Source organism: Bradyrhizobium sp. RP6 (genome assembly GCF_003837805.1).
In the GTDB taxonomy this organism is placed as follows: domain Bacteria; phylum Pseudomonadota; class Alphaproteobacteria; order Rhizobiales; family Xanthobacteraceae; genus Bradyrhizobium.
Window position 1 is genome coordinate 11162 of record NZ_RQIT01000001.1, and the last position, 20268, is coordinate 31429.

Below are 20268 nucleotides of genomic sequence, written 5' to 3' on the forward strand. Positions count from 1 at the left end.
AAAGTGCGTTGGGGACTGCCATGAAAGCCGCGAAGAGGTTGTCGGAAAAGCCGGCCACCGAAATGTTTGACGACATACCGGTGCTTCTGCGCAAATGGCATGCGGCTTTGAAACCGGGCGAGCGGCTGCCGCGCTACGAGGACGTGATGCTCGGCAGCCTCGGACGGCTCGCCGACCACATTGCGCTGCTGAAGAACGACGGCGTGCTCGAACTGTCGCGTAGCGGACGTTACGTGCAGACATGGCTCGGTGAGGAAGCCTGGGACATTCCCGTCGCCGAACTGTCGCCCGATTGTGCCACGGCGCTGTCGGAAGCAGCGGCGAGCGCGCTTGCGACCGGACGGCCGCACCAGGGGAGCGCGCATTGCGTGCGCGACGGCATGGTCAGGACCTACGACGTGCTGGCGCTGCCGACGTCCTCGCGCTGGGGCGCAACGCTGGTCGGCGCCTATGTCAACGAGCGCGGCGCGCAATACAATCTCCTCGACGCGATCTTTTCCTCGACCGACGACGCGGTGGTCTCCCTGGCGATGCTGCGCGATGCGGACGGCAGGCCGTTCGATCTTCAGGTCGTGCATCACAACAAGAGCGCGGGCGCGATGCTGGAGGTTGCGAGCGGAAGCCTGTTGTGGCGACGGATCGGCGAGGGCGACACGCTGCTGGCCTTGCCCGAGGTGATGGAATTCCTTTTCAAGGTCGTTTTGGGCGGTCGCGGCGAACAGCTCGAAATCGAGAGCGAGGGACGCTACCTCAGGCTCAGCGCCACCGCCTTCGCCGACGTGGTTTCGCTGACGATCTCCGATGTCACCGCGCTGAAGCGGCGAGACGCCTCGTTCCGCCTGCTGTTCGACAACAACCCGATGCCGATGTGGGTGTTCGATGCGCAGACCAAGGAGTTCCTGGGCGTCAACGACGCCGCTGTTCAGCATTACGGCTACAGCCGTGCCACCTTCCTGCGCATGAAGCTGCACGAGATCTGGCCGGAGGACGAGTGGGACAGCCACGCCGAGGCGCTGGAGCACGTCGGCGACGCCTATCGCTCCTCGCGCAACTGGCGGCATCTGCGCGCCGACGGCAGCGAGATCGAGGTGCTCACCTTCGGCCGCCGCGTCGCCTTCGACGATCGCGACGGCTACCTGGTGGCGGTGGTCGACATCACCGAGCGGCGCAAGGCCGAGGCCCGCATCGCCCATATGGCGCACCATGACGGACTGACCGACCTGCCGAACCGTGAATACTTCCAGGAGCGCCTGAAGCAGGCGCTGGGCCAGGCCGATGGAAAACGGGTCGGCGTGCTCTACATGGATCTCGACCTGTTCAAGAACATCAACGATTCCTTCGGTCATCCGGTGGGCGACCGCCTGCTGAAGCAGGTCGCCGAGCGCCTGACCACCGTGGTCCGCGGCGCCAATCTCGCGGCGCGGCTCGGCGGTGACGAGTTCGCCGTCATTTTGGCGGCCGACGTCTCGCCGAACGAGGCCAGCGCCTGCGCGTCCCTGCTGATCGACATGGTGAAGGCACCTTATGATGTCGACGGACAGGAGATGGTGATCGGCGCCAGCATCGGCATCGCGCTGTCGCCGGGCGACGGCACGACGCCGGAAGAGTTGATGCGCAATGCCGACATGGCGCTGTACCGGGCGAAATCCGAAGGCGGTGGCGTGCACCACTTCTTCGAGCGTGAGATGGACCTCCAGGCGCAACGGCGCCGCGACATGGAGCTCGACCTTCGTCGAGCGTTCGCCAATGGCGAGTTCGAGCTGCACTATCAGCCGCTGGTGGCGATCGCCTCCGACCGCATCTCCGGCTTCGAGTCGCTGCTGCGGTGGCGTCACCCGGACAAAGGCATGATCTCGCCGGCGGAGTTCATCCCTGTTGCCGAGGACATCGGCCTCATCATCCAGCTCGGCGAGTGGGTGCTGCGCGAAGCCTGCGCCGAGGCCGTCAAATGGCCTGCCGAGGTCAAGGTCGCGGTCAATCTGTCGCCGGCGCAGTTCCGCAGCCGCAACCTGGTTCAGGTCGTGATCTCGGCCCTGGCGCAGTCCGGCCTGTCGCCGAAGCGGCTCGAGCTCGAGATCACGGAGTCGATCTTTTTGGCCGAGACCGATGCCAATCTCGCGATCCTGCATCAGTTGCGCGAGCTCGGCGTCGGCATTTCCATGGACGATTTCGGCACCGGCTATTCCAGCCTGAGCTATCTCCGCAGCTTTCCCTTCGACAAGATCAAGATCGACCGCTCCTTCGTCAAGGATCTGGCGCAGCGGCCAGACTGCGGCGCGATCGTGCGCGCGATTTCCGGGCTCGGCCGCAGTCTCAACATCACCACGACCGCTGAGGGCGTGGAGACCGAAGACCAGCTCGACTGGCTGCGCGCCGAAGGCTGCAACGAGGTGCAGGGATTTCTGTTCAGTGCCGCGCGGCCCGCGGCCGAAATCGGAAAGCTCCTCGCCGATTTCGGTGAGCGCACCTCACGGGCGGCGTAGTGCGGGCGGGTAGCAGTCGTAGACGAGCGCCTTGAACGCCGGTGTGATGCGGCTGCGCTCGTTCTGGGTCTGTTGCATCATGAGGTAGACCATGTCGAGCTTGGGATCGACACCGAAATAGGTACCGCTGCCGGAGTCCCATTTCAGTTCGCCGAACGAGCCCGGCGGCGGCGGTTTTGCGTTGCCGGGATCGGTCCGCACCGCAAGGCCGTAGCCATAGCCGAAGCCGTCGCCAGGGAAATAGAAATAGTCGCGTGCGACGCCGGAGCCCGGCCCGATGTGATCGGTCGTCATGGACTTGAATGCGGCCGGGCTGAGATAGCGCCTGCCCGCGAACTCGCCGCCATTGAGCAGCATCTGCGAGAAGCGTTGATAGTCGGTGATGGTCGAGAGCAGGCCGCCGCCTCCGGATTGCCATTCGGGATGGTCGAGGCGCTCGCGTTCGCCGGCAAGCAGGATGAAATCGTTCGGCAGTGGCCGCGCCATCCGCGCAAGCTCGTCCTCGGTCGCGAGCACGAACTTTGTGCTGTTCATGCCGAGCGGGTCGAAGAGGCGCTGCTTCAGGAACTGATACAGCGTCTGGCCCGAGATGATCTCGATGATGCTGCCGAGGACGTCCGTGGAATGGCCGTAGCGCCACAGCGTTCCAGGCTGCCGTGCCAGCGGCAGCCTGGCGATCCGGTCAGCGAATTCCCTGTTGTTGAAATGACCTTCGAAGATGTTGGCCGCCTTGTAGGCATGCTCGACCCACTCGGCTCCGATATAGTCGTAGCTGATGCCCGAGGTTTGCCGCAGCAGATCCTCGATGTTGACGGGACGGACCGGCGGCACAAAGTCAAGTTCCAGTTCGCCGTGCGGATCGGTGGTCTGGAGGCCCACCTTGGTCTTGGCAAAGAGGGAAACGTATTTGGATACGGGGTCGGTGAGCGCAAGCTTGCCCTCGTCGATCAGCATCATCGCGCCAAGGCACGTGATCGGCTTGGTCATGGAGTGGATGGCGAAGATCGTGTCCGGCGTCATGGCGAGGCCGGTCCTGGTGTCGCGCACGCCGAAGGTCTTCAGATAGACCGGCTTGCCGTGCTGCTGGATGAGGATCACCGCGCCAGGCAGTCGGCCGCTCGTCACCTCGTTGTCGAAATACGCCGTGATGCGGTCGAGCCCCTCGGACGAGGGGGCGGGAATATCGCCGGCCCGGCTTCGCACCATCGAGCCGGCGAGCATGGCCCCGATAAGAAATTCGCGCCGTCGCATCCAGGCTTCCTCCCTCGCCGGGATCAAAGCCGTACAACGTTTGGGGCGTCAACAAGCCCTCGATTAAAAACGCGTCACAATTTCCGAAAGGCACGGTCGCGGACGGTCCTCGCTCGGTTTGGTCGGCGTGCCGATATGGACGAGGCCGGCGAGCTTCTCGTCTGGCTTGAGGCCGAGCCCATCAAGCACGTCGCGGTCGAAGGCGAACCAGCCGGTCAGCCAGCAGGCGCCGTAGCCGAGCGCGGTGGCGGCCGTGACGATGTTCATGGCGCTGGCGCCTGCCGACAATTCCTGCTCGAACGCCGGCACTTTCGGATGCGGCTTGGTGAAGCTGACGATGCCGATCACCAATGGCGCATCGGTGAGGCGCTTGCGCTCGATCTCGACGTCGGCCGCCGGCGCGCCCGGATTCTTGCGGGCGAAGACCCTCGCGATCACCTCGCCGGCGCGCTGGCGGGCATCTCCCTCGAAGATGATGAAGCGCCAGGGCGCGAGCTTGCCGTGATCGGGCACGCGCGCGCCGATGGTCAGGATCGTCTCGAGCTCGGCCGCCGAAGGGCCGGGCCCGGTCATTTCGCGCGGCTTGACAGAGCGGCGGGTCTTCAGGAGTTCGATGGCGTCGGGCACTGCGATATCCTCTTCGGCTGGTCGTCGGGCGTGCCATGCCGAGATAGGCATGCACGCCCGCAACCGGAAGCGAATTTAGATCGATTTCAGGGATCAGACGCCGCTGCGCGCCCGCCGGACATCCGGCGGGGTCGCCTCGTCGACGAGCGCGGCGATCGCTTCCGCCGTGCTCATGACCTTCTGACCGTCGCTGCCGAGGCGGCGGACCGAGACCGAATGCGTCTCGGCTTCCTTCTTGCCGACGACGAGCAGCGCCGGGATCTTGGCCAGCGAGTGCTCGCGGACCTTGTAGTTGATCTTTTCGTTGCGCAGGTCGATCTCGACCCGAAGCCCCGCGCGGCGCGCCTGCTCCAGTACCACCTTGGCGTACTCGTCGCCTTCGGAGGTGATGGTCGTGACCACCGCCTGCACCGGCGAGAGCCAGAGCGGGAAATTGCCGGCATAGTGCTCGATCAGGATGCCGATGTAGCGTTCCATCGAGCCGCAGATCGCGCGGTGCACCATCACGGGGGGCTTCTTGCCGCCGTCATGGTCGATGTAGAACGCGCCGAACCGCTCCGGCAGGTTGAAGTCGACCTGCGTGGTGCCGCACTGCCAGTCGCGGCCGATGGCATCGCGCAGAACGTATTCGAACTTCGGCCCGTAGAAGGCGCCTTCGCCGGGATTGATCTCGGTCTTGATGTGATTGTTCTGCGACTGGATCTCGCGGAGCACGGTGGCCATCACGCGCTCGGCATGATCCCACATCGCATCGGTGCCGACACGTTTTTCCGGCCGGGTCGAGAGCTTCACCGTGAGATCGCCGGTGAAGCCGAAGTCCGCATAGGTCGACAGAATGAGATCGTTGATCTTCAGGCACTCTTCGGCGAGCTGATCCTCGGTGCAGAAGATGTGCGCATCGTCCTGGGTGAAGCCGCGCACGCGCATCAACCCGTGCATGGCGCCCGACGGCTCGTAGCGATGCACCACGCCGAACTCGGCGAGGCGCAAGGGGAGGTCGCGGTAGCTCTTCAAGCCGTGCTTGAAGATCTGCACGTGGCCGGGGCAGTTCATCGGCTTCAGCGCAAACCAGCGCTTGTCCTCGGCCTCGTCGCCGGCCGACTGCGCCGCGAACATGTTCTCGCGATACCAGCCCCAATGGCCCGAGGTCTCCCACAGCACCTTGTCGAGGATCTGCGGTGCATTGACCTCGTTGTAGTCGCCGGTCAGACGGCGGCGCATGTAGGCGATCAGCTGCTGGAAGATGGTCCAACCCTTCGGGTGCCAGAACACGACGCCCGGGCCTTCCTCCTGGAAATGGAAAAGGTCGAGCTCGCGCCCGAGCTTGCGATGGTCGCGCTTCTCGGCTTCCTCGATCTGCTTGAAGTAGGCGTCGAGGTCCTCCTGCTTGGCGAAGGCCGTGCCGTAGATGCGGGTCAGCATCGGGTTGTTGCTGTCGCCGCGCCAATAGGCGCCGGCCACCTTCATCAGCTTGAAGGCGTTGCCAACCTTGCCGGTCGAGGTCATGTGCGGGCCGCGGCAGAGATCGAACCAGTCGCCCTGGTAATAGATCTTGATCGGCTCGTTGCCGGGAATGGCGTCGACCAGTTCGACCTTGAATGCCTCGCCCTTGTCGCGGAACACCTGCTTGGTCTTTTCGCGATCCCAGACTTCCTTGGTGAAGGGTTTGTCGCGCGCGATGATCTCGCGCATCTTCTTCTCGATGGCGGCAAAGTCTTCCGGCGTGAACGGCTCGTTGCGGAAGAAGTCGTAGTAAAAGCCATTCTCGATCACGGGACCGATGGTGACCTGGGTGCCAGGCCACAGCGTCTGCACGGCTTCGGCCAGCACGTGTGCGCAGTCGTGGCGGATCAATTCGAGCGCGCGCGGATCGTCGCGATTGACGAACTCGATCTTTGCGTCATCCTCGATCGGGTCGTTGAGATCGGCGACCACGCCATCGAGCGCCATCGCAACCGTGCGCTTGGCCAGCGACGGCGAGATGCCCTTGACGATCTCGAGGCCGGTGATGCTCTTGTCGAATTGGCGCTGGGCGCCATCGGGGAAGGTGAGGGTGACTTTGGCCGCAGGGGTCACGGGCTTCAGATTTGACAGGCTGTACTGGAAGCCGGACTCGGATTTGGGCTGGTCGGTCATGCTTTTCTCCTGAGGCTCACTCCTGCGAACGAGCGCAGGTAAGCGGGAACGAGCGATATATCAGGCGATTCGGCCTGCGCAATCCGGCAAATCCAAGAAAGTGATGCGCAAAAGCCGGGACATTGCACCAACTATTTCGAGCAATGCCCTTCAACTGGCCGCAAGCCTGCTCTACATGCACTTGCATGGAAAAAGCCCCCGCCGCCGGCCGTTTTGCGCCAACTGCCCTGATGCTCGGCAATCTCGTCACCGGCTGCTCGGTGCTGGCGCCGGCGGGCATGCTGACGGAATTGGCGGCGGGACTCGAGGTCAGCATCTATGCGGCCGGGCTCCTGATCACCTTCGGCGCGGTCACGTTGTGCATCGGCTCGCCGCTGACGGCCTGGCTGACCAGCCGCGTCGAACGGCGGACGCTGCTCGCGACGACCCTTGCGGTGCTCGCCTTCGGCAATCTCGCGTCGGCCTTTGCGCCCGACTACGCCAGCCTCCTCGTCATTCGCCTCGCGATGCTCGCAGTCGGCGCGCTCTACACGCCGCAGGCCGCCGGCACGGCAGCGCTGATCGTGCCGGCGGAACGGCGCGGCAGCACCATTGCGTACATTTTCCTTGGCTGGTCGCTGGCAGCCGCCGTCGGCCTGCCGCTGATCACCATCATCGCCAGCCGCTATGGCTGGCGCGCGGCCTATGGCGGGATCGGCGCGCTCGGCTGCATCAGCTTGCTGCTGTTGCTGCTGCGTCTTCCGGCGGGGCTGAAGGGGGCACCCGTCGATCTGAAGACATGGGCCGCAGTCGGCCGGAGCAGGACGATCCTGCTGCTGCTTGCGATCACGATGTTGCAGATGTCGGGGCAGTTCGTCGTGTTCACCTACATGGGGCCGCTGCTCAACAAACTCACCGGCGCCGGTGCCGATACGATCGGCATGGTGTTCGCGCTTTACGGCGTCTGCGGTTTGCTTGGCGTTGTCATCGCGACCCGCATCGTCGACACCTCGGGGCCCTATCGCACCTCGCTGCTGTTCACCTGCCTGCTGCTTGCCGGGATGACCGGCTGGGCGCTCGGCGCCGGCTCGCTCGTCTTGATTACGGGCGCGGTCGCGACCTGGGGCCTTGGCTTCGCCTCCACCAATTCGATGCAGCAGGTGCGGCTGGTCACGGCTGCGCCGCCGCTGGCATCGGCGACCGTCGCACTCAATACCTCGGTCCTCTATATCGGCCAGGCCGTCGGCTCCGCCATCGGTGGGCTGCTGTTTGCCCACGAGTTCCTGCACACGCTTGGCTTCGTCGCGGTCGGTTTCGTCGTGCTGGCACTGATCCTGGTGGTGCTGACCCGGCCCCGTCCGGTCGCTGCCACGGCCTGACGTCCGTGTTTGGTCTGCGCAAGGCGCTTGGCAAACCGCGCGCGAGGGCGCTAGAACGCCGGTCATGGGGACCAAAGAGAGTTGACTGAGATGAGGATGATTCTGGCGGTTGCCGCGGTGCTCTATTCGGCCTCCGCATTTGCGCAAACCGAGAAGCCACCGATGGTCGGGGATAAGCCGCTGGTGCAGGTCAAACCCAAAGAGGCCGCGGCCAAGCCCGCTGCGGCAGCGAAGGGCAAGCCGCAGTCGATCGCCGTGCGGCTCCAGGCCTGCCTCGAGATCGACGACGGCACCAAGGATCGCCTCAACTGCTATGACGCCGTGATCCCGCCGGCGCCGAAGCCGAAGCCGGCGAAGGCCAAGGGCTACGCCGATTGCCGATTCTTGAAGGAAGAGGACGAGCGGCTGGCCTGCTTCAACGGCTTTGCCGAGAGCATTCCGAAGCTGCCCAAGAACTGATAGTGACCGGGCGAAGGCTCGGCTGCCGATTGGGCTTAAGCAATACAGGCTTAGCGGCTCGGTGATCGACTGGTCGAGGCGACGCGCGTGAGCGCGAGCGACGGCGTTGCCGACATCTTCACCAGCACGTCCTTGAGCGGATCCCGCGTCCAGGCGCGCGTCACGTAATCGCGATGGGTGATGCCGTCGCCGGTCTCGACGAACACCACGCTGCCGGGACGAATCGGCCCGTCCATGTTCTCGGCGACGCTGATGCCCTTCTGGCGCAGCATGCTCATCAGCTCGCGGTCGCGCCGCGCCGTGTAGCGGGTGTAGGAACTGACGAAGAAGCCGGAACGATGGCTCTCGATCCAGGAGGCGAACTTGTCCAGTTCGCCGTAGATGGCGTCGAGCAGCACCACGCCGCGGACGCGGTCGCTGATGCCGCCAACCTCCAGGCTCCAAGCCGTCGGCAGGAAGCCGCCGCTGTAGCCGACGATCACGATCGGCATGTCGGCGAAAGCGCGCGCACTGTTGGGATCGCCGGTGAGGCGGGCGAGATGATCGGCCGATTCCGCCATGAAGCGCTTGAACCCGCCCGGTTGCCAGAACTTGCCGGCGCTGGAATCGGCGGCGTCGACCGCCATCTGCGGCGCAAGCAGGATGGCATTGGCGCCGGAATCGGTGATCTGCTTGGGCACCAGCTGGCGGTCGCGCACGTCGCGCTCGAGCGTTGCGCCATTGCCGTGGAAGAACACCACGATCACGCCCGGCTTGCGCACGTCGAAATGCTCCGGCACGTGCACCAGCACCCGGCTGTCATTGTAGGTCTCGTCCTGCCAGAACACGCGACCGGAAAAGCTGCGGTGGCCGCGGCGGTCGCCCTTGGAAATGTTGAGGAAGGGCGCGTCGGAGGCGGGGTTGTTGCCGAAGTAAGGAAAGGCCGACGACTTCATGCTGACCAGTGTCGTCAGGTCGTCGCGCGGTGGGCGCTGGTACGGCACCTGCGGCGCGAGCGAGGCGACCTTATAGGGCGCCTGCTCTGGCTGCTGCTGCACGGCGCGTTTGGGTGAGAAGTCCGACATCTGCCGTTGCAGGAAGCTCTCGCTCGCCGAGGGGAAGCGCTCCCTGAACTGCGGGGCAGGGAAGCGATCCTCGAACGTGTCGGCGCTGGCAACTTGTCGGGTGTTGGTCTTGGCGACCACCTGAACATTCGCTTGCGAGTTCGCCGCCAGCGCCGCCGGATCGGGCGCCTTGCCGCATTGAACCAGCGCAAGTGACAGCGGCACTGAGATCAGGCCGACCCGGAGCACACGACCGTGCCGACCGGACGACGTCCGATCGACACGAATGTCAGCTCTCACATTCGGAACGGCCCCGACCATCCAGCCATGACCCCAATCCAGCGGCAATGTTTAAGACAATTGAGCCGACTGGCGTTTAGGCGACGTTAAGTGTCCGGAGTAACTTCCCCACATCCGGAACGCTCAAAAGGACCATGCAATCGTGTCCTGATTGTGGGGAGGGAGAACGGGAAATCCGGCAAATCCAGGCGTCGTCTTCCAAAAGCGCGATTAGTCGGTGTTTTGGTACCCGCTGCCGTTGCCTCATTTAACCCTTGTTAACCCTGCTTGAATTGACTGGGCCGAACTGCACGATCGGCCTACGAGGCGAGACGCCTGAGGTTAAGGACCGCGATGACGGCATCACATGCGGGAACCGCAGCCTGGACGGGCCGGCTGATCGGCGGCGCGGCCGGGATCTCCGTTCCGGTCGCAACCGCCATCGTCGTGGCCGACATGATCGGGGTCGGTGTCTTCACCAGCCTCGGCTTTCAGGTCAAGGATATCCCGTCCGGTTTCTCGATCCTGCTGCTCTGGACCGTCGGCGGCATCGTCGCGCTGTGCGGGGTGTTCGCGTACAGCGAGTTGGGCGCGATGTTTCCGCGCTCGAGCGGCGAGTACAATTTCCTCGGCCGCGCCTATCATCCGGCCTTCGGCTTTCTCGCCGGCTGGGTATCGGCGACGGTCGGCTTCGCGGCGCCGGTTGCGCTCGCAGCGATGGCGTTCGGCGAATACGCCAGATCGGTTGTCCCGGATCTGCCGCCGATTCCGCTGGCCATCGGCGTGGTGTGGCTGGTCTCGCTCGTGCAACTGACCGGCGTCCGGCACTCCTCGGCCTTCCAGCTGATCTCGACCATCCTGAAAGTCGTGCTGATCGTCGCCTTCCTGGTCGCCGGCTTCGTCATCGGCGTACCGCAGCCGATCGCCTTCACGCCGCAGCCGGGTGACATCGCCCACATCGTCAGCGCGCCCTTCGCGATCGGGCTCGTCTTCGTGATGTATTCGTTCTCGGGTTGGAACGCCGCGACCTATATCATCGGCGAGATGAACACGCCGCAGCAGAGCCTGCCGCGCGCGCTGCTTGCGGGCACGCTGATCGTGCTCGTGTTGTACGTCGCGCTGAACGCGGTATTTCTCTTTTCCACGCCGGTGAGTGCGCTCGCCGGCCAGCTCGACGTCGCCAGCGTCGCTGGCAGCGCCATCTTCGGCAGCCTCGGCGGCCGGATCGTCGGCGCCATGATTTGCGTCGGCCTGATCTCGTCGATCAGCGCGATGATGTGGATCGGGCCGCGCGTGATGATGACGATGGGGGAGGACATTCCGGTCCTGCGCGTGTTCTCGAAGCGATCGGTGAGCGGCGCGCCGGCCTATGCCGTCCTGTTCCAGCTCGCCGTCGCCAATCTATTGTTGTTCACGCGCAGCTTCGAGGCGGTGCTCGACTTCATCCAGTTTGCGCTGCTGTTCTGCTCGTTCTTCACGGTCGCCGGCGTCATCAAGCTGCGCATCACCGATCCCGACCTGCCGCGGCCCTATCGCGCCTGGGGATACCCGTTCACGCCGCTCGTTTTCCTGCTCGTGACCGCGTTCATGATGTACTACCTGTTGACTGAACGGCCGGTGCAGTCGATTTCGGGGATGCTTGTCATGCTCGCGGGCCTGTTGATTTATGCTGTCTTCCGCAGGCGGCCGGTTGCCGCTGGCAATTCATCACACCGCGAATAGAGATGTTTCAGTTCATGAGAATTGCGGCCGTCGCCATCGCCCTGCTGGCTGCGGTCGTCTCGTCCGCGCATGCTGCCGACGCCGGCTTCGATGACACCGCGCGCTTTCTTGCGGGCATGGAGCCCTCGGCCGACTCGCCACTGGTACCGCTCACAAAGGATCCGGGCTGGCAGCGCCATGCAAAGTTCTTAGACAACGCCTTCGCTCAGCTCGAAAAGCGACAGCTGTCGAAGATCCGCAGCTGGGCCGACGCCAATTTGGCCGCGCCCCGGCCGACCATGTTCTACATGTTCAGCGGCCCGGATTTCCTCTACGCCAATGCATTCTATTCCAAGGCCGGCACCTACGTGCTCGGCGCGCTGGAGCCGGTCGGCGCCGTGCCCGACCTGACGCGGCTGCCGCGAGGTTCTGTAGCCGCCGCGCTCTACAACGTCGAGCGTTCGCTCGGCTCGATCCTGAGCTTCTCCTTTTTCATTACCAAGCAGATGAAGGTCGACCTGAACGCCAACCAGGTCAACGGCACCTTGCCGATCCTCTATGTCTTCCTCGCCCGCTCCGGCAAGGCTATCCGCAATGTCGAGATGATCGCGCTCGACGACAGGGGCGGCGTGCATGTCGGCGACGACAATCCGGGACGAAACGCCACGCGCGGCATTCGCATCACCTTTGTGGGCAGCGATGGGGAAGCGCGTACGTTGTATTACTTCTCGACCGATCTCTCCAATTCCGGGGCTCGCGCCGCAGGCTTCCTGAAGTTCTGCCAGACACTCGGGCCCGGCAACAGCCTGCTCAAGAGTGCGTCCTATCTGCTGCACTCCGGCAACTTCACCGTCGTTCGCGACTGGTTGCTCGCCAACAGTGCCACCATCATCCAGGACGATTCCGGCATTCCGCTCGCGAACTACAATGCGCGGCAGTGGCGGTTCTTCCCGTTCGGCCGCTATCTCGGGCCGATCGACGAATTCCCCGGCCGCTACCAGGAGCGCTACGCCGAACTGTTTACGCGCGCCCAGCCGATCGATTTCGGCGTCGGCTACCGCTGGCGGACGCACGAATCGAATTTGCTGCTGTCGGTGAAGGTGCCGGGCAGCGAGACCGCGCCGGCTGCGGAGACCAGTTCGGCCGCCGAGCCGCCGCCGAAGCCGCCGCGCCCGAAGCGGCTGCGGCCGCCGGAGTCGGTCCCACCGTCACAGGGACGTTTTTTCTGGTTTCGCTAGAGCATGATCCGGAAAAGTGTGCAGCGGTTTTCCGAAAAGATCGTGCTCAAACAATAACCTAAAGCGCGATGACGATTCATCCTAATCTCATCGCGCTTTAGGGGATTTGCGAAGGTTGGGCGTCAAGAGCTCTGGGCCACGACGACCAGCACTTCGGCCTTGTGCCGGCCGAGGCTCCTGACCTCGTGCGGCGTCTCGCCCGAAAAATACAGGCAGTCCCCCTTGCCGAGGACGAGCTCTTCGCCGTCGAACTTGATCGCGATCTTGCCGTTGACGACGAACAGAAGCTCCTCGCCCGCATGCGAGGCGCGCGTCGCCGCTTTGTGCGGCGGGCTCAGCAGAAAAGGCTCCATCATCTTGCGGGTGCGACCGGTCGCCAGCGGGACCACGCCGAACGTGTCCTGAAACAGCGGCACATTGCCGTCCTGGCGGCGGAACAGCGTGTAGCGCGGTGTCGGCTCGGCGTTCGGGTCGAAGAAGTTCGCGACATTGACCTCGAGGGCGGCGGCCATTCGCAGCAGCGCGGCCAGCGATGGGATCTTGAGGTTACGCTCGACCAGCGAGATGTAGCCGCGGGTGAGGTCGCTTTGCCTCGCAAGCTGGTCCAGCGTCAGGCCCTTCGCAATCCGCGCCTGGCGAATATTGGCCCCGACCGCCGTGGCTTTGCTGACGTCAAGCACGCATGAATCTCCCGAACTGCTCGGGCCTGTTTTGCAACAGATGGCGCCCGACTGCCAGCCCGGCCGCCGGCGAGGCGCCGCGCCGGTCGCCGCCAAGTGTATTCCAAAAGAAAACTTATGGGCAGAAATTTCAGGCAGAGGCGCGGATATTGTGAGCAGGTGAATTGGTATAACGCAAAAAATTGCCGAATATTGGTGCAATTCGTCCGCATTGCCGCGATCGTCGGCATTTGCCGCGTTCCGATGCGTTGATTTCCAACAGTAAACATGATCGATTTTTACCGCCGTGGTTGCCGACGGGCGCCACGGACCAAACCAACTGCTTTTCCCTGGCGCCGGTACCTTTTGGAGAGATCGATGACCGTAGCAGACGACGTAACCCTGAACGTAGCGCCAGACGAGGCGGCGAGCTTGCGACGGATCGTGTGGTCGAGCGTGATCGGCACCGCAGTCGAATGGTATGACTTCCTCATCTATGGCACGGCGACCGCGCTCGTGTTCAACAAGGTCTTCTTCGCCGCCGGCAACGCCACGCTCGCCACCATCGCGGCCTTCGGCACTTATGCCGTCGGCTTCCTGGCGCGGCCGCTCGGGGCTGCGATTTTTGGCCATTACGGCGACCGGGTCGGCCGCAAGGCGATGCTCGCGATCACGATCATGGTGATGGGCATCGGCACCTTCCTGATCGGCCTGCTTCCGACCTACCAGCAGATCGGCATTGCCGCGCCGGTGCTGCTGATCGGATTGCGCTTTCTCCAGGGTATCGGCCTCGGCGGCGAATGGGGCGGCGCCGTCCTGATGGTGGTCGAGAATTGTCCGACGCACCGCCGCGGCCTGCTCGGCAGCATGGTGCAGGTCGGCAATCCCATCGGCAATCTCGCCGCGATCGGCATGTTCGCGCTGGTGGCGAGCCTGCCGGAGAGCGACTTCATGGCTTACGGCTGGCGCATCCCATTCCTGATCTCGATCTTCCTGGTCGGCGTCGGTCTCTACATCCGCCTCAACATGGAGGAGACCGCGGCCTTCCGTCAGGTCCAGGCCAAAAAGGAAGTCGCAAGCCTACCACTGCTCGAGATCTTCAGGCATCACCGCCGGCCATTCTTCACCGCGGTCGGTCTGAAGATCTCCGAGATCGCCTATGCCAGCATCGGCGGCGTGTTCGTGATGTCCTATGCCACCGCCAATCTCGGCTTGCCGCGCGCGGTGGTGCTGAACGGTGCGTTCGCCGCATCGCTGGTCGCGCTGCTCGCCATTCCGCTGTTCGGCTGGCTGTCCGATCTCGTCGGCCGCAAGACCATGTTCTATGCAAGCTGCCTGTTCTCGGCGTTGTTTGCTTTCCCGCTGTTCTGGCTGCTCGACACCCGCGATCCCACCATCGTCATCTGCACCATGGTGGTCGCGATCACCTTCGGTCAGATGGTGATGTTCGGCATCGGAGCGCCGTGGTACTCCGAGCTGTTCACCGCGCGGCTGCGCTATAGCGGCGCTTCCCTCGGATTCCAGGTCGGCGCGGCGATCAGCGGCGGGTTGACGCCGCTGATCGCGGCCTCTCTGATGGCGTGGAGCGGCGGCGCGACCTGGCCGGTCTCGCTGCTGCTGATCGCCTGCGCTGCCATCACCGCGACTGCGACCACGTTCGCGCCGGAGACGGCGAACAAGGAACTGACCTGATCCCGCGGCGCGCCGCTGCCTGCGGCGCGCCATCGCTTCTGATAAGGATTCTGTCATGCTCGATATCGTCAGTGCCGGCTCGGCGCAAAAAGCAGCACAGCTCGGTTGGACCGGAGTGGTGCGCTTTCTCCATCTCACCCCGCGTGCGTTCCTGCCGATGCGCGCGGCCGAGACCATCACCCTCGTCGCCGGGAAGGGAATCGAGGGCGACCGCTACATGATCGGCAACGAAGAGGGTTTTTACTCGCACAAGCCGGAAGAGGGCCGGCAGGTCACCCTGTTCGAACTTGAGACGCTGGTTGCGCTGAAGCGCGACGCCGGGATCGAACTGGGCCCGGAGGAGCATCGGCGTAACGTCACGGTGGAGGGCGTGCCGCTGAATCATCTCGTCGGCCGCCGCTTCTGGCTGGGCGAGACCCTGCTGGAAGCGACGCGGCTGTCGGTGCCGTGCCGGCATATCGAGGAGATCACCGGCAAGGCGATCTTCGATCCCCTGATCAATCGTTCCGGCCTCAACTGCAAGATCCTGCAAGGCGGCATCGTCAGGGTCGGCGACACCGTGCGGAATGCGGCATGAGCGTGCGACCCATCACGACGGTCAAGACGGTCGTCACCGGCATCGAGGAGGCGGGGGCAGGCATCAAACTGTTCACGCTCGCCGATCCCGACCGGTGGGAACTGCCGCCGTTCAAGCCCGCCGCGCATATCGATCTGCATCTGCCGAACGGGCTGGTCCGCACCTATTCGCTGTGCAACGAGCCCGCAGACAACACGCGCTATGTCATCGCGGTCAAGCGCGAAGCAGGTGGACGCGGGGGTTCGCGGGCCCTGCACGACGAAATCGGCATCGGCGATGTCATCGGCGTGTCGTTGCCACGCGGCGGACTTGGGCCCCAAGCTCCCATCGCGCGCTACGTGTTCCTGGCTGGCGGCATCGGTGTGACGCCGTTCTTGTCCATGGCGCGTTATCTCGAACGAACCAAGCAAGCCGACTTCGCGCTGCATCTGATCGTGCGCGAGGAGGTGCCGCTCGCCGCGCATCTCGGTTCGCTGGTCGAAGAGGGCCGTGTCATCGTGCATCGGACGTCCCGGACCGGCCGTCCCGATCTCGCAGCGCTCGTCGGAGAGGGCGGATCCGAGACGATGGTCGCCTGCTGCGGGCCGGAAAGCATGATCGACGATTTCGAGCGGGTGACCGCAGCGTGGCCCGCGACGAGTGTCCATATCGAGCGGTTCGTCGCACCGCCGCCGGTCATCGATCCCGACGCCAAACCGTTCACACTGTCACTGGCGCGCTCGGGCGCCGAGATCGAAGTGCGGGCCGGCCAGACCATGCTGGCCGCATTGCAGGAGGGAGGCATCGACATTGCGACCTCCTGCTGCGGCGGGATCTGCGGCGCCTGCAAGGTCGGATGGATCGAAGGCAAGCCAATTCACCGCGACCGCATCCTGTCGCCCTATGAACGCGAGCGCTATCTCATGGTTTGCGTGGCGGGCTCGGACGCCGAGCGGCTGGTGCTGGACCTCTGAGCTACCAATGCACGCTCTGGCTCGGCACTATGAACGTCGTCGTTCCTGGCTGTGTCGCAAAACTCCTCGCCAGATACCAACCTGAGCCGAGGACGAGCGCGAGCAGGGCGATGATGGCGAGCAGGTCGATGGTTCTGGGATCGTGTCCCCCGTGACCGAAGTTCGGACCGGGCCTGAAGTGAAAACGAGGGCTGATTTTCCAGCGCATTGTTGTTTCCTCCCGTGGGAGCATCAAAACAACGCGAGCGGAAAGTGCCGGTTCCGATCAGGACAGCGATGTTCAAAGCACCGCAGCAAAATCAGGATGCATTGACCCCGCGCCAGCGGCCGTAACGCCAGGGCAGATACCAGCGCGCACCTTGCGGCGCGGTGAGGGGCACGTTGTCGATGCCGGACGTGCCGAAAGGGTTGCAGCGGAGCAGGCGCGCGAGCGTCATCCAGCCGCCGGCCCAGAGTCCGAACCGTTCGATGGCCTCGTCGCCGTAGACGGAGCAGGTCGGCAAATGCCGGCAGTTGTAACCGACCAGGGGCGACAGCGTGTGGCGGTACAGCCAGATCAGCGCACGGCCAAATCTGCGCGGTAGCCGGAGCACACCGTCGATGGAGCTGGAACAATGCCCGCAGGCTGAATGCTTCATGTGCGCCTTGCTGCAACGTTAAGCGGGGTATTGCCCGGTTCCGGCGCAGGGAACCGTAAGCTGTTGTTTACGCGTCATATTTTGCATGCTTTTTGGGAGCAGTGCAGCAAGTATCTATGGACGAACTGTATTCCCCCGGATACCATTTTTGTGACGTTCATGTGTAGACTCATTGAACGCAAAACGGGGCTTGCCTGAATCGGCTTTGGCTTAGTGCTTGGGGCTTGGGAAGGGACCAGTTTGAAACGTCTGACGTCGCTCAATCTTCGCGGCTGGTTGCTGGTGGGAACCGCCGTCTTTGGAGTCGCGCTGGCTGGCGCCGTCGCGACTTTCGGGTCGTCGGCCCGGGCAGGTAACACCCTGGAAGAGCGCAAGCTGCCGATGAAGTTCAGCTGGGTCGCCTGCGAGCCGAATTGCCGCGGCTGGATCAGTGCGGTCGGCATCATCACCGCTGATACGCCCAGGGATTTCGAAGAGTTCTCGCGCGGACGCCAGCTCGGGGGCGCGACCGTCGTCCTCGATTCGAGCGGCGGGTCCGTAAATGACGCGATCACGCTCGGCCGCCGCTTCCGCAATCTCGGGCTTTTGACTACGGTTGGCGTAAGCCTGCGCGGCGGGCAGTCGGCTCGCCCGGCGGTCGCGCCGGAGGCCTATTGCGAATCCATGTGCGTGTTCCTGCTGCTTGCCGGCAAGAAGCGCTACGTGCCGGAAGCCGCCCATGTCCGGGTCCACCAGATCTGGATGGGCGACCGGGCCGACGATGCCAAGGCGGCGAGCTACAGCGCGCAAGATCTGATGATCGTGGAGCGCGACATCGGCCGGCTCGCCAAATACACGTTCGACATGGGTGGCGCCGGCGACTTGCTGTCGCTTGCGCTCAGCGTTCCGCCCTGGGAAGACCTGCACGAGCTCGACGCCGGTGAGCTCAAGCTCACCAATCTGGTCACGACTGACCTCGTGGCTGATGTTCTGCCGCATGTGAACATCTCTGCGCCGGCAATGGCGGAGCTTGCACCGAAGACGCAGGCCAGGTTCGGCGCGGAACCGGAGCAGGCGGCCAAGTCGACCAAGACGGCGGAAGCCCAGGTGCCGACCGGCAGCGCGGCAGCGCCGGCTGCGGCGGCGCAGAAGTGAGCTCTTAAATCGCGGCAGTCATTCCGGGGCGCCCGTCAGCGCGAACGCACCCGAGAATCTCGCGCTGCGGGATTCCGGGTTCGTCGCTCTGCGACGCCCCGGAACGATCAGAGTGTCAGCCCTGCGCCGCGGCCGGCTCCTTGGTCTTGGCCTCGATCTGGCCGATGGCATCAACCACGGCATCGAAGGTGAGAAGCGTCGAGGCATGACGCGCCTTGTAGTCGCGGACCGGCTCGAGGAACTTGATCTCTTCCCATTTGCCTTCGGGAGGGGCACCGTTCTCCTTCAGCATTTTGCGAACGGTTTCGCGTAACTCACGGAGTTCGCTGGCAGTCGAGCCGACCACGTGACTTGCCATGATGGATGAAGAGGCCTGGCCCAAAGCACACGCCTTCACGTCATGCGCGAAGTCGGTGACGGTGTCCCCATTCATCTTGAGGTCGACCTTCACGGTCGATCCGCACAGTTTGGAGTGGGCGGTGGCAGAGGCATCGGGATCCGTCAGCCGCCCGAGGCGCGGAATATTCCCGGCCAGTTCGATGATCCGCTTGTTGTAGATGTCGTTCAGCATGTGATGGAGTCCAACACGTCCACAGCCACTTCCGGGCCGGATCGGCCTTGGCGGGCGCCGTCCAGGGTCCTATATAGGGACGGAACTGGTGGAAAAATAGTCCAGCGGTGCGGTGGCGGTGATCCAGATATGCGCCGCCGGCGTTATGACCTCAGGACTTTCCGCCGAAATTTGTTCTGCTCAGGCGTCCGGCGGCTTGGCCGCCCCGTCTGCCGGTGACACTCCGGCCGCGAGGCCGTCGAACGGAGTCGATATGGACGCTGCAATCAAATCCATCCGCCCCAACAAGCCCTCTGACCGGCAGCCCGAGAGCCGCCCGGCCGAGCTTGATCCCGCCGAATTCCTCGCGGCCGCCGTTCGCGCCGACCAGCCACGCCCGGCTCGCGCCGAGGCGGAAGCCGCGGTGAAGACGCTGCTCGCCTATATCGGCGAGAACACCGAGCGCGAGGGCCTGCTCGACACGCCGCGCCGTGTCGTCGAAGCTTTCGACGAACTCTATCAGGGCTACCACCAGTGCCCGGCCGAGGTGCTCGACCGCACCTTTGGCGAGACCGCCGGCTATGACGACTTCGTCCTAGTGCGCGACATCGAATTCACCTCGCAGTGCGAGCATCACATGATGCCGTTCTACGGCAAGGCGCACATCGCCTATACGCCGGTGGAACGCGTCGTCGGCCTGTCCAAGCTTGCGCGCCTGACCGACATCTTCGCCCGCAGGCTCCAGACCCAGGAGCACCTGACGGCGCAGATCGCAGCGGCCATCGACGAGATCCTCAAACCGCGCGGCGTTGCGGTGCTGATCGAGGCCGAGCATACCTGCATGTCGGTGCGTGGCGTCGCCAAGCATGGCGCCTCCACCTTCACCAGCCGCTTCACCGGCATGTTCCGCGACAACCCCGCGGAGCAGGCCCGTTTCCTGTCCCTGGTGCGAGGCACGACGCGCTGACCTCGCAAGTAAACTCGCGAGGGTCCTGTGTCCGCTCACTCCCATGAGATCGAAGAAGGTGTCGCCTTCCTGCCCAGGTTCGATGCCAGCGGCCTCGTGACCTGCGTCGCGACCGACGTCGCCACCGGCGACGTGCTCATGGTCGCGCACATGAACGAGGAGGCGCTGCGCAAGACGATCGCGACCGGCGAGGCCTGGTACTTCAGCCGCTCGCGCAATGCCTTGTGGCGAAAAGGTGAGACCTCAGGTCAGACCCAGCGTGTCGTTGAGATGCGCACCGATTGCGATCAGGACGCGGTGTGGATCCGCGTCGAGCAGATCGGCGCCGCCTGCCACACCGGCCGGCGGTCGTGCTTCTATCGCAAGGTCGAGGCGGAGGGCGGGGGAGCGAAGCTGGTCTTCGCCAATGCGGATCGGCTGTTCGATCCGAGCGACGTCTATAAGACATGACGTCCGTCATTCCGGGGCGGCTCGAAGAGCCGAACCCGGAATCTCGAGATTCCGGGTTCGCGCTGTCGCGCGC

General features: G+C 64.2%; 19 protein-coding genes. 11 read left to right on the forward strand and 8 right to left on the reverse strand.

Annotated features, from left to right (window positions below; translation table 11 throughout):
* Positions 1-20 precede the first annotated feature (20 nt).
* The gene (locus EHH60_RS00075; RefSeq protein WP_124157512.1) at positions 21-2483 is read left to right on the forward strand and encodes a putative bifunctional diguanylate cyclase/phosphodiesterase; all 2463 of its coding nucleotides are present in this window, start codon (positions 21-23) and stop codon (positions 2481-2483) included.
* Here the strand turns inward: EHH60_RS00075 and EHH60_RS00080 are convergent.
* The 3 genes from EHH60_RS00080 to thrS form a co-directional block, all read right to left on the reverse strand.
* Positions 2469-3734: a serine hydrolase domain-containing protein gene (locus EHH60_RS00080; RefSeq protein WP_124157513.1), complete on the reverse strand. Its 1266-nt coding sequence runs from the start codon at positions 3732-3734 to the stop codon at positions 2469-2471. The genes EHH60_RS00075 and EHH60_RS00080 overlap by 15 nt on opposite strands.
* A gap of 63 nt (positions 3735-3797) precedes the next feature.
* Complete coding sequence (locus EHH60_RS00085) at positions 3798-4361, reverse strand: nitroreductase family protein (RefSeq protein ID WP_199751233.1); 564 nt, start codon at positions 4359-4361, stop codon at positions 3798-3800.
* A 93-nt stretch (positions 4362-4454) separates the two neighbouring features.
* Complete coding sequence (gene thrS, locus EHH60_RS00090) at positions 4455-6497, reverse strand: threonine--tRNA ligase (RefSeq protein WP_124157515.1); 2043 nt, start codon at positions 6495-6497, stop codon at positions 4455-4457.
* Positions 6498-6682: 185 nt separating this feature from the next.
* Between thrS and EHH60_RS00095 the strand changes: the two genes are divergently transcribed.
* Both EHH60_RS00095 and EHH60_RS00100 read left to right on the forward strand, forming a co-directional pair.
* Positions 6683-7855 carry an MFS transporter gene (locus tag EHH60_RS00095; RefSeq protein WP_124157516.1) on the forward strand — a complete coding sequence of 391 codons (1173 nt, stop codon included), beginning with the start codon at positions 6683-6685 and terminating at the stop codon, positions 7853-7855.
* Between the two features lie 90 nt (positions 7856-7945).
* Positions 7946-8314, forward strand: a complete 369-nt coding sequence (locus EHH60_RS00100) for a hypothetical protein (RefSeq protein WP_124157517.1) — start codon at positions 7946-7948, stop codon at positions 8312-8314.
* A 50-nt stretch (positions 8315-8364) separates the two neighbouring features.
* On the opposite strand, the gene EHH60_RS00105 is transcribed toward EHH60_RS00100, so the two are convergent.
* Complete coding sequence (locus EHH60_RS00105) at positions 8365-9678, reverse strand: alpha/beta hydrolase family protein (RefSeq protein WP_199751234.1); 1314 nt, start codon at positions 9676-9678, stop codon at positions 8365-8367.
* Positions 9679-9990: 312 nt separating this feature from the next.
* Between EHH60_RS00105 and EHH60_RS00110 the strand changes: the two genes are divergently transcribed.
* Complete coding sequence (locus EHH60_RS00110) at positions 9991-11358, forward strand: APC family permease (protein WP_124157519.1); 1368 nt, start codon at positions 9991-9993, stop codon at positions 11356-11358.
* A gap of 2 nt (positions 11359-11360) precedes the next feature.
* Positions 11361-12575: a hypothetical protein gene (locus EHH60_RS00115; RefSeq protein WP_124157520.1), complete on the forward strand. Its 1215-nt coding sequence runs from the start codon at positions 11361-11363 to the stop codon at positions 12573-12575.
* A 122-nt stretch (positions 12576-12697) separates the two neighbouring features.
* Here the strand turns inward: EHH60_RS00115 and EHH60_RS00120 are convergent, their stop codons facing one another.
* Positions 12698-13255 (reverse strand): helix-turn-helix domain-containing protein, encoded by a 558-nt coding sequence (locus EHH60_RS00120; RefSeq protein WP_124157521.1) that lies wholly within the window; start codon positions 13253-13255, stop codon positions 12698-12700.
* Positions 13256-13612: 357 nt separating this feature from the next.
* On the opposite strand from EHH60_RS00120, the gene EHH60_RS00125 reads away from it, so the two are divergent.
* From EHH60_RS00125 to EHH60_RS00135, 3 genes are read left to right on the forward strand one after another with little or no spacing between them, the layout of a single operon-like run.
* The gene (locus EHH60_RS00125; protein ID WP_124157522.1) at positions 13613-14926 is read left to right on the forward strand and encodes an MFS transporter; all 1314 of its coding nucleotides are present in this window, start codon (positions 13613-13615) and stop codon (positions 14924-14926) included.
* A 55-nt stretch (positions 14927-14981) separates the two neighbouring features.
* Positions 14982-15503 carry an MOSC domain-containing protein gene (locus tag EHH60_RS00130; protein WP_124157523.1) on the forward strand — a complete coding sequence of 174 codons (522 nt, stop codon included), beginning with the start codon at positions 14982-14984 and terminating at the stop codon, positions 15501-15503.
* Positions 15500-16456, forward strand: a complete 957-nt coding sequence (locus tag EHH60_RS00135) for a PDR/VanB family oxidoreductase (protein ID WP_124157524.1) — start codon at positions 15500-15502, stop codon at positions 16454-16456. Before EHH60_RS00130 ends, EHH60_RS00135 begins: the two co-directional genes overlap by 4 nt.
* Position 16457: 1 nt before the next feature.
* Here EHH60_RS00135 and EHH60_RS00140 read toward each other — a convergent pair whose 3' ends face one another.
* Both EHH60_RS00140 and yidD read right to left on the reverse strand, forming a co-directional pair.
* The gene (locus EHH60_RS00140) at positions 16458-16664 is read right to left on the reverse strand and encodes a hypothetical protein (RefSeq protein WP_124157525.1); all 207 of its coding nucleotides are present in this window, start codon (positions 16662-16664) and stop codon (positions 16458-16460) included.
* Between the two features lie 91 nt (positions 16665-16755).
* Positions 16756-17094, reverse strand: coding sequence for a membrane protein insertion efficiency factor YidD (gene yidD, locus EHH60_RS00145; RefSeq protein ID WP_124157526.1), 339 nt, complete (start codon positions 17092-17094; stop codon positions 16756-16758).
* Between the two features lie 240 nt (positions 17095-17334).
* Here yidD and EHH60_RS00150 point away from each other — a divergent pair, with 240 nt between their 5' ends.
* Entirely contained in the window at positions 17335-18228 is an 894-nt protein-coding gene (locus tag EHH60_RS00150) for a COG3904 family protein (protein WP_199751235.1), read from the forward strand.
* Positions 18229-18343: 115 nt separating this feature from the next.
* Here the strand turns inward: EHH60_RS00150 and EHH60_RS00155 are convergent, their stop codons facing one another.
* Complete coding sequence (locus EHH60_RS00155; RefSeq protein WP_124157527.1) at positions 18344-18799, reverse strand: iron-sulfur cluster assembly scaffold protein; 456 nt, start codon at positions 18797-18799, stop codon at positions 18344-18346.
* Between the two features lie 253 nt (positions 18800-19052).
* On the opposite strand from EHH60_RS00155, the gene folE reads away from it, so the two are divergent.
* Together folE and hisI are read left to right on the forward strand one after the other, a co-directional pair.
* A complete protein-coding gene (folE, locus tag EHH60_RS00160) occupies positions 19053-19745 on the forward strand; it encodes a GTP cyclohydrolase I FolE (protein ID WP_124157528.1) in 693 nt (230 codons plus the stop codon).
* Positions 19746-19772: 27 nt separating this feature from the next.
* Positions 19773-20195 (forward strand): phosphoribosyl-AMP cyclohydrolase, encoded by a 423-nt coding sequence (hisI, locus tag EHH60_RS00165; protein WP_124157529.1) that lies wholly within the window; start codon positions 19773-19775, stop codon positions 20193-20195.
* Positions 20196-20268: the final 73 nt, after the last annotated feature.

Bases quoted from the DNA above. Each gene is read 5' to 3' on its own strand.
- EHH60_RS00080 (WP_124157513.1), bottom strand. From the start codon at position 3,734: ATGCGACGGCGCGAATTTCTTATCGGGGCCATGCTCGCCGGCTCGATG.
- EHH60_RS00105 (WP_199751234.1), bottom strand. From the start codon at position 9,678: ATGGTCGGGGCCGTTCCGAATGTGAGAGCTGACATTCGTGTCGATCGG.
- EHH60_RS00125 (WP_124157522.1), top strand. From the start codon at position 13,613: ATGACCGTAGCAGACGACGTAACCCTGAACGTAGCGCCAGACGAGGCG.
- EHH60_RS00130 (WP_124157523.1), top strand. From the start codon at position 14,982: ATGCTCGATATCGTCAGTGCCGGCTCGGCGCAAAAAGCAGCACAGCTC.
- EHH60_RS00115 (WP_124157520.1), top strand. From the start codon at position 11,361: ATGTTTCAGTTCATGAGAATTGCGGCCGTCGCCATCGCCCTGCTGGCT.
- folE (WP_124157528.1), top strand. From the start codon at position 19,053: ATGGACGCTGCAATCAAATCCATCCGCCCCAACAAGCCCTCTGACCGG.
- EHH60_RS00155 (WP_124157527.1), bottom strand. From the start codon at position 18,799: ATGCTGAACGACATCTACAACAAGCGGATCATCGAACTGGCCGGGAAT.
- yidD (WP_124157526.1), bottom strand. From the start codon at position 17,094: ATGAAGCATTCAGCCTGCGGGCATTGTTCCAGCTCCATCGACGGTGTG.
- EHH60_RS00135 (WP_124157524.1), top strand. From the start codon at position 15,500: ATGAGCGTGCGACCCATCACGACGGTCAAGACGGTCGTCACCGGCATC.
- EHH60_RS00100 (WP_124157517.1), top strand. From the start codon at position 7,946: ATGAGGATGATTCTGGCGGTTGCCGCGGTGCTCTATTCGGCCTCCGCA.
- EHH60_RS00110 (WP_124157519.1), top strand. From the start codon at position 9,991: ATGACGGCATCACATGCGGGAACCGCAGCCTGGACGGGCCGGCTGATC.
- EHH60_RS00075 (WP_124157512.1), top strand. From the start codon at position 21: ATGAAAGCCGCGAAGAGGTTGTCGGAAAAGCCGGCCACCGAAATGTTT.
- EHH60_RS00095 (WP_124157516.1), top strand. From the start codon at position 6,683: ATGGAAAAAGCCCCCGCCGCCGGCCGTTTTGCGCCAACTGCCCTGATG.
- EHH60_RS00140 (WP_124157525.1), bottom strand. From the start codon at position 16,664: ATGCGCTGGAAAATCAGCCCTCGTTTTCACTTCAGGCCCGGTCCGAAC.
- thrS (WP_124157515.1), bottom strand. From the start codon at position 6,497: ATGACCGACCAGCCCAAATCCGAGTCCGGCTTCCAGTACAGCCTGTCA.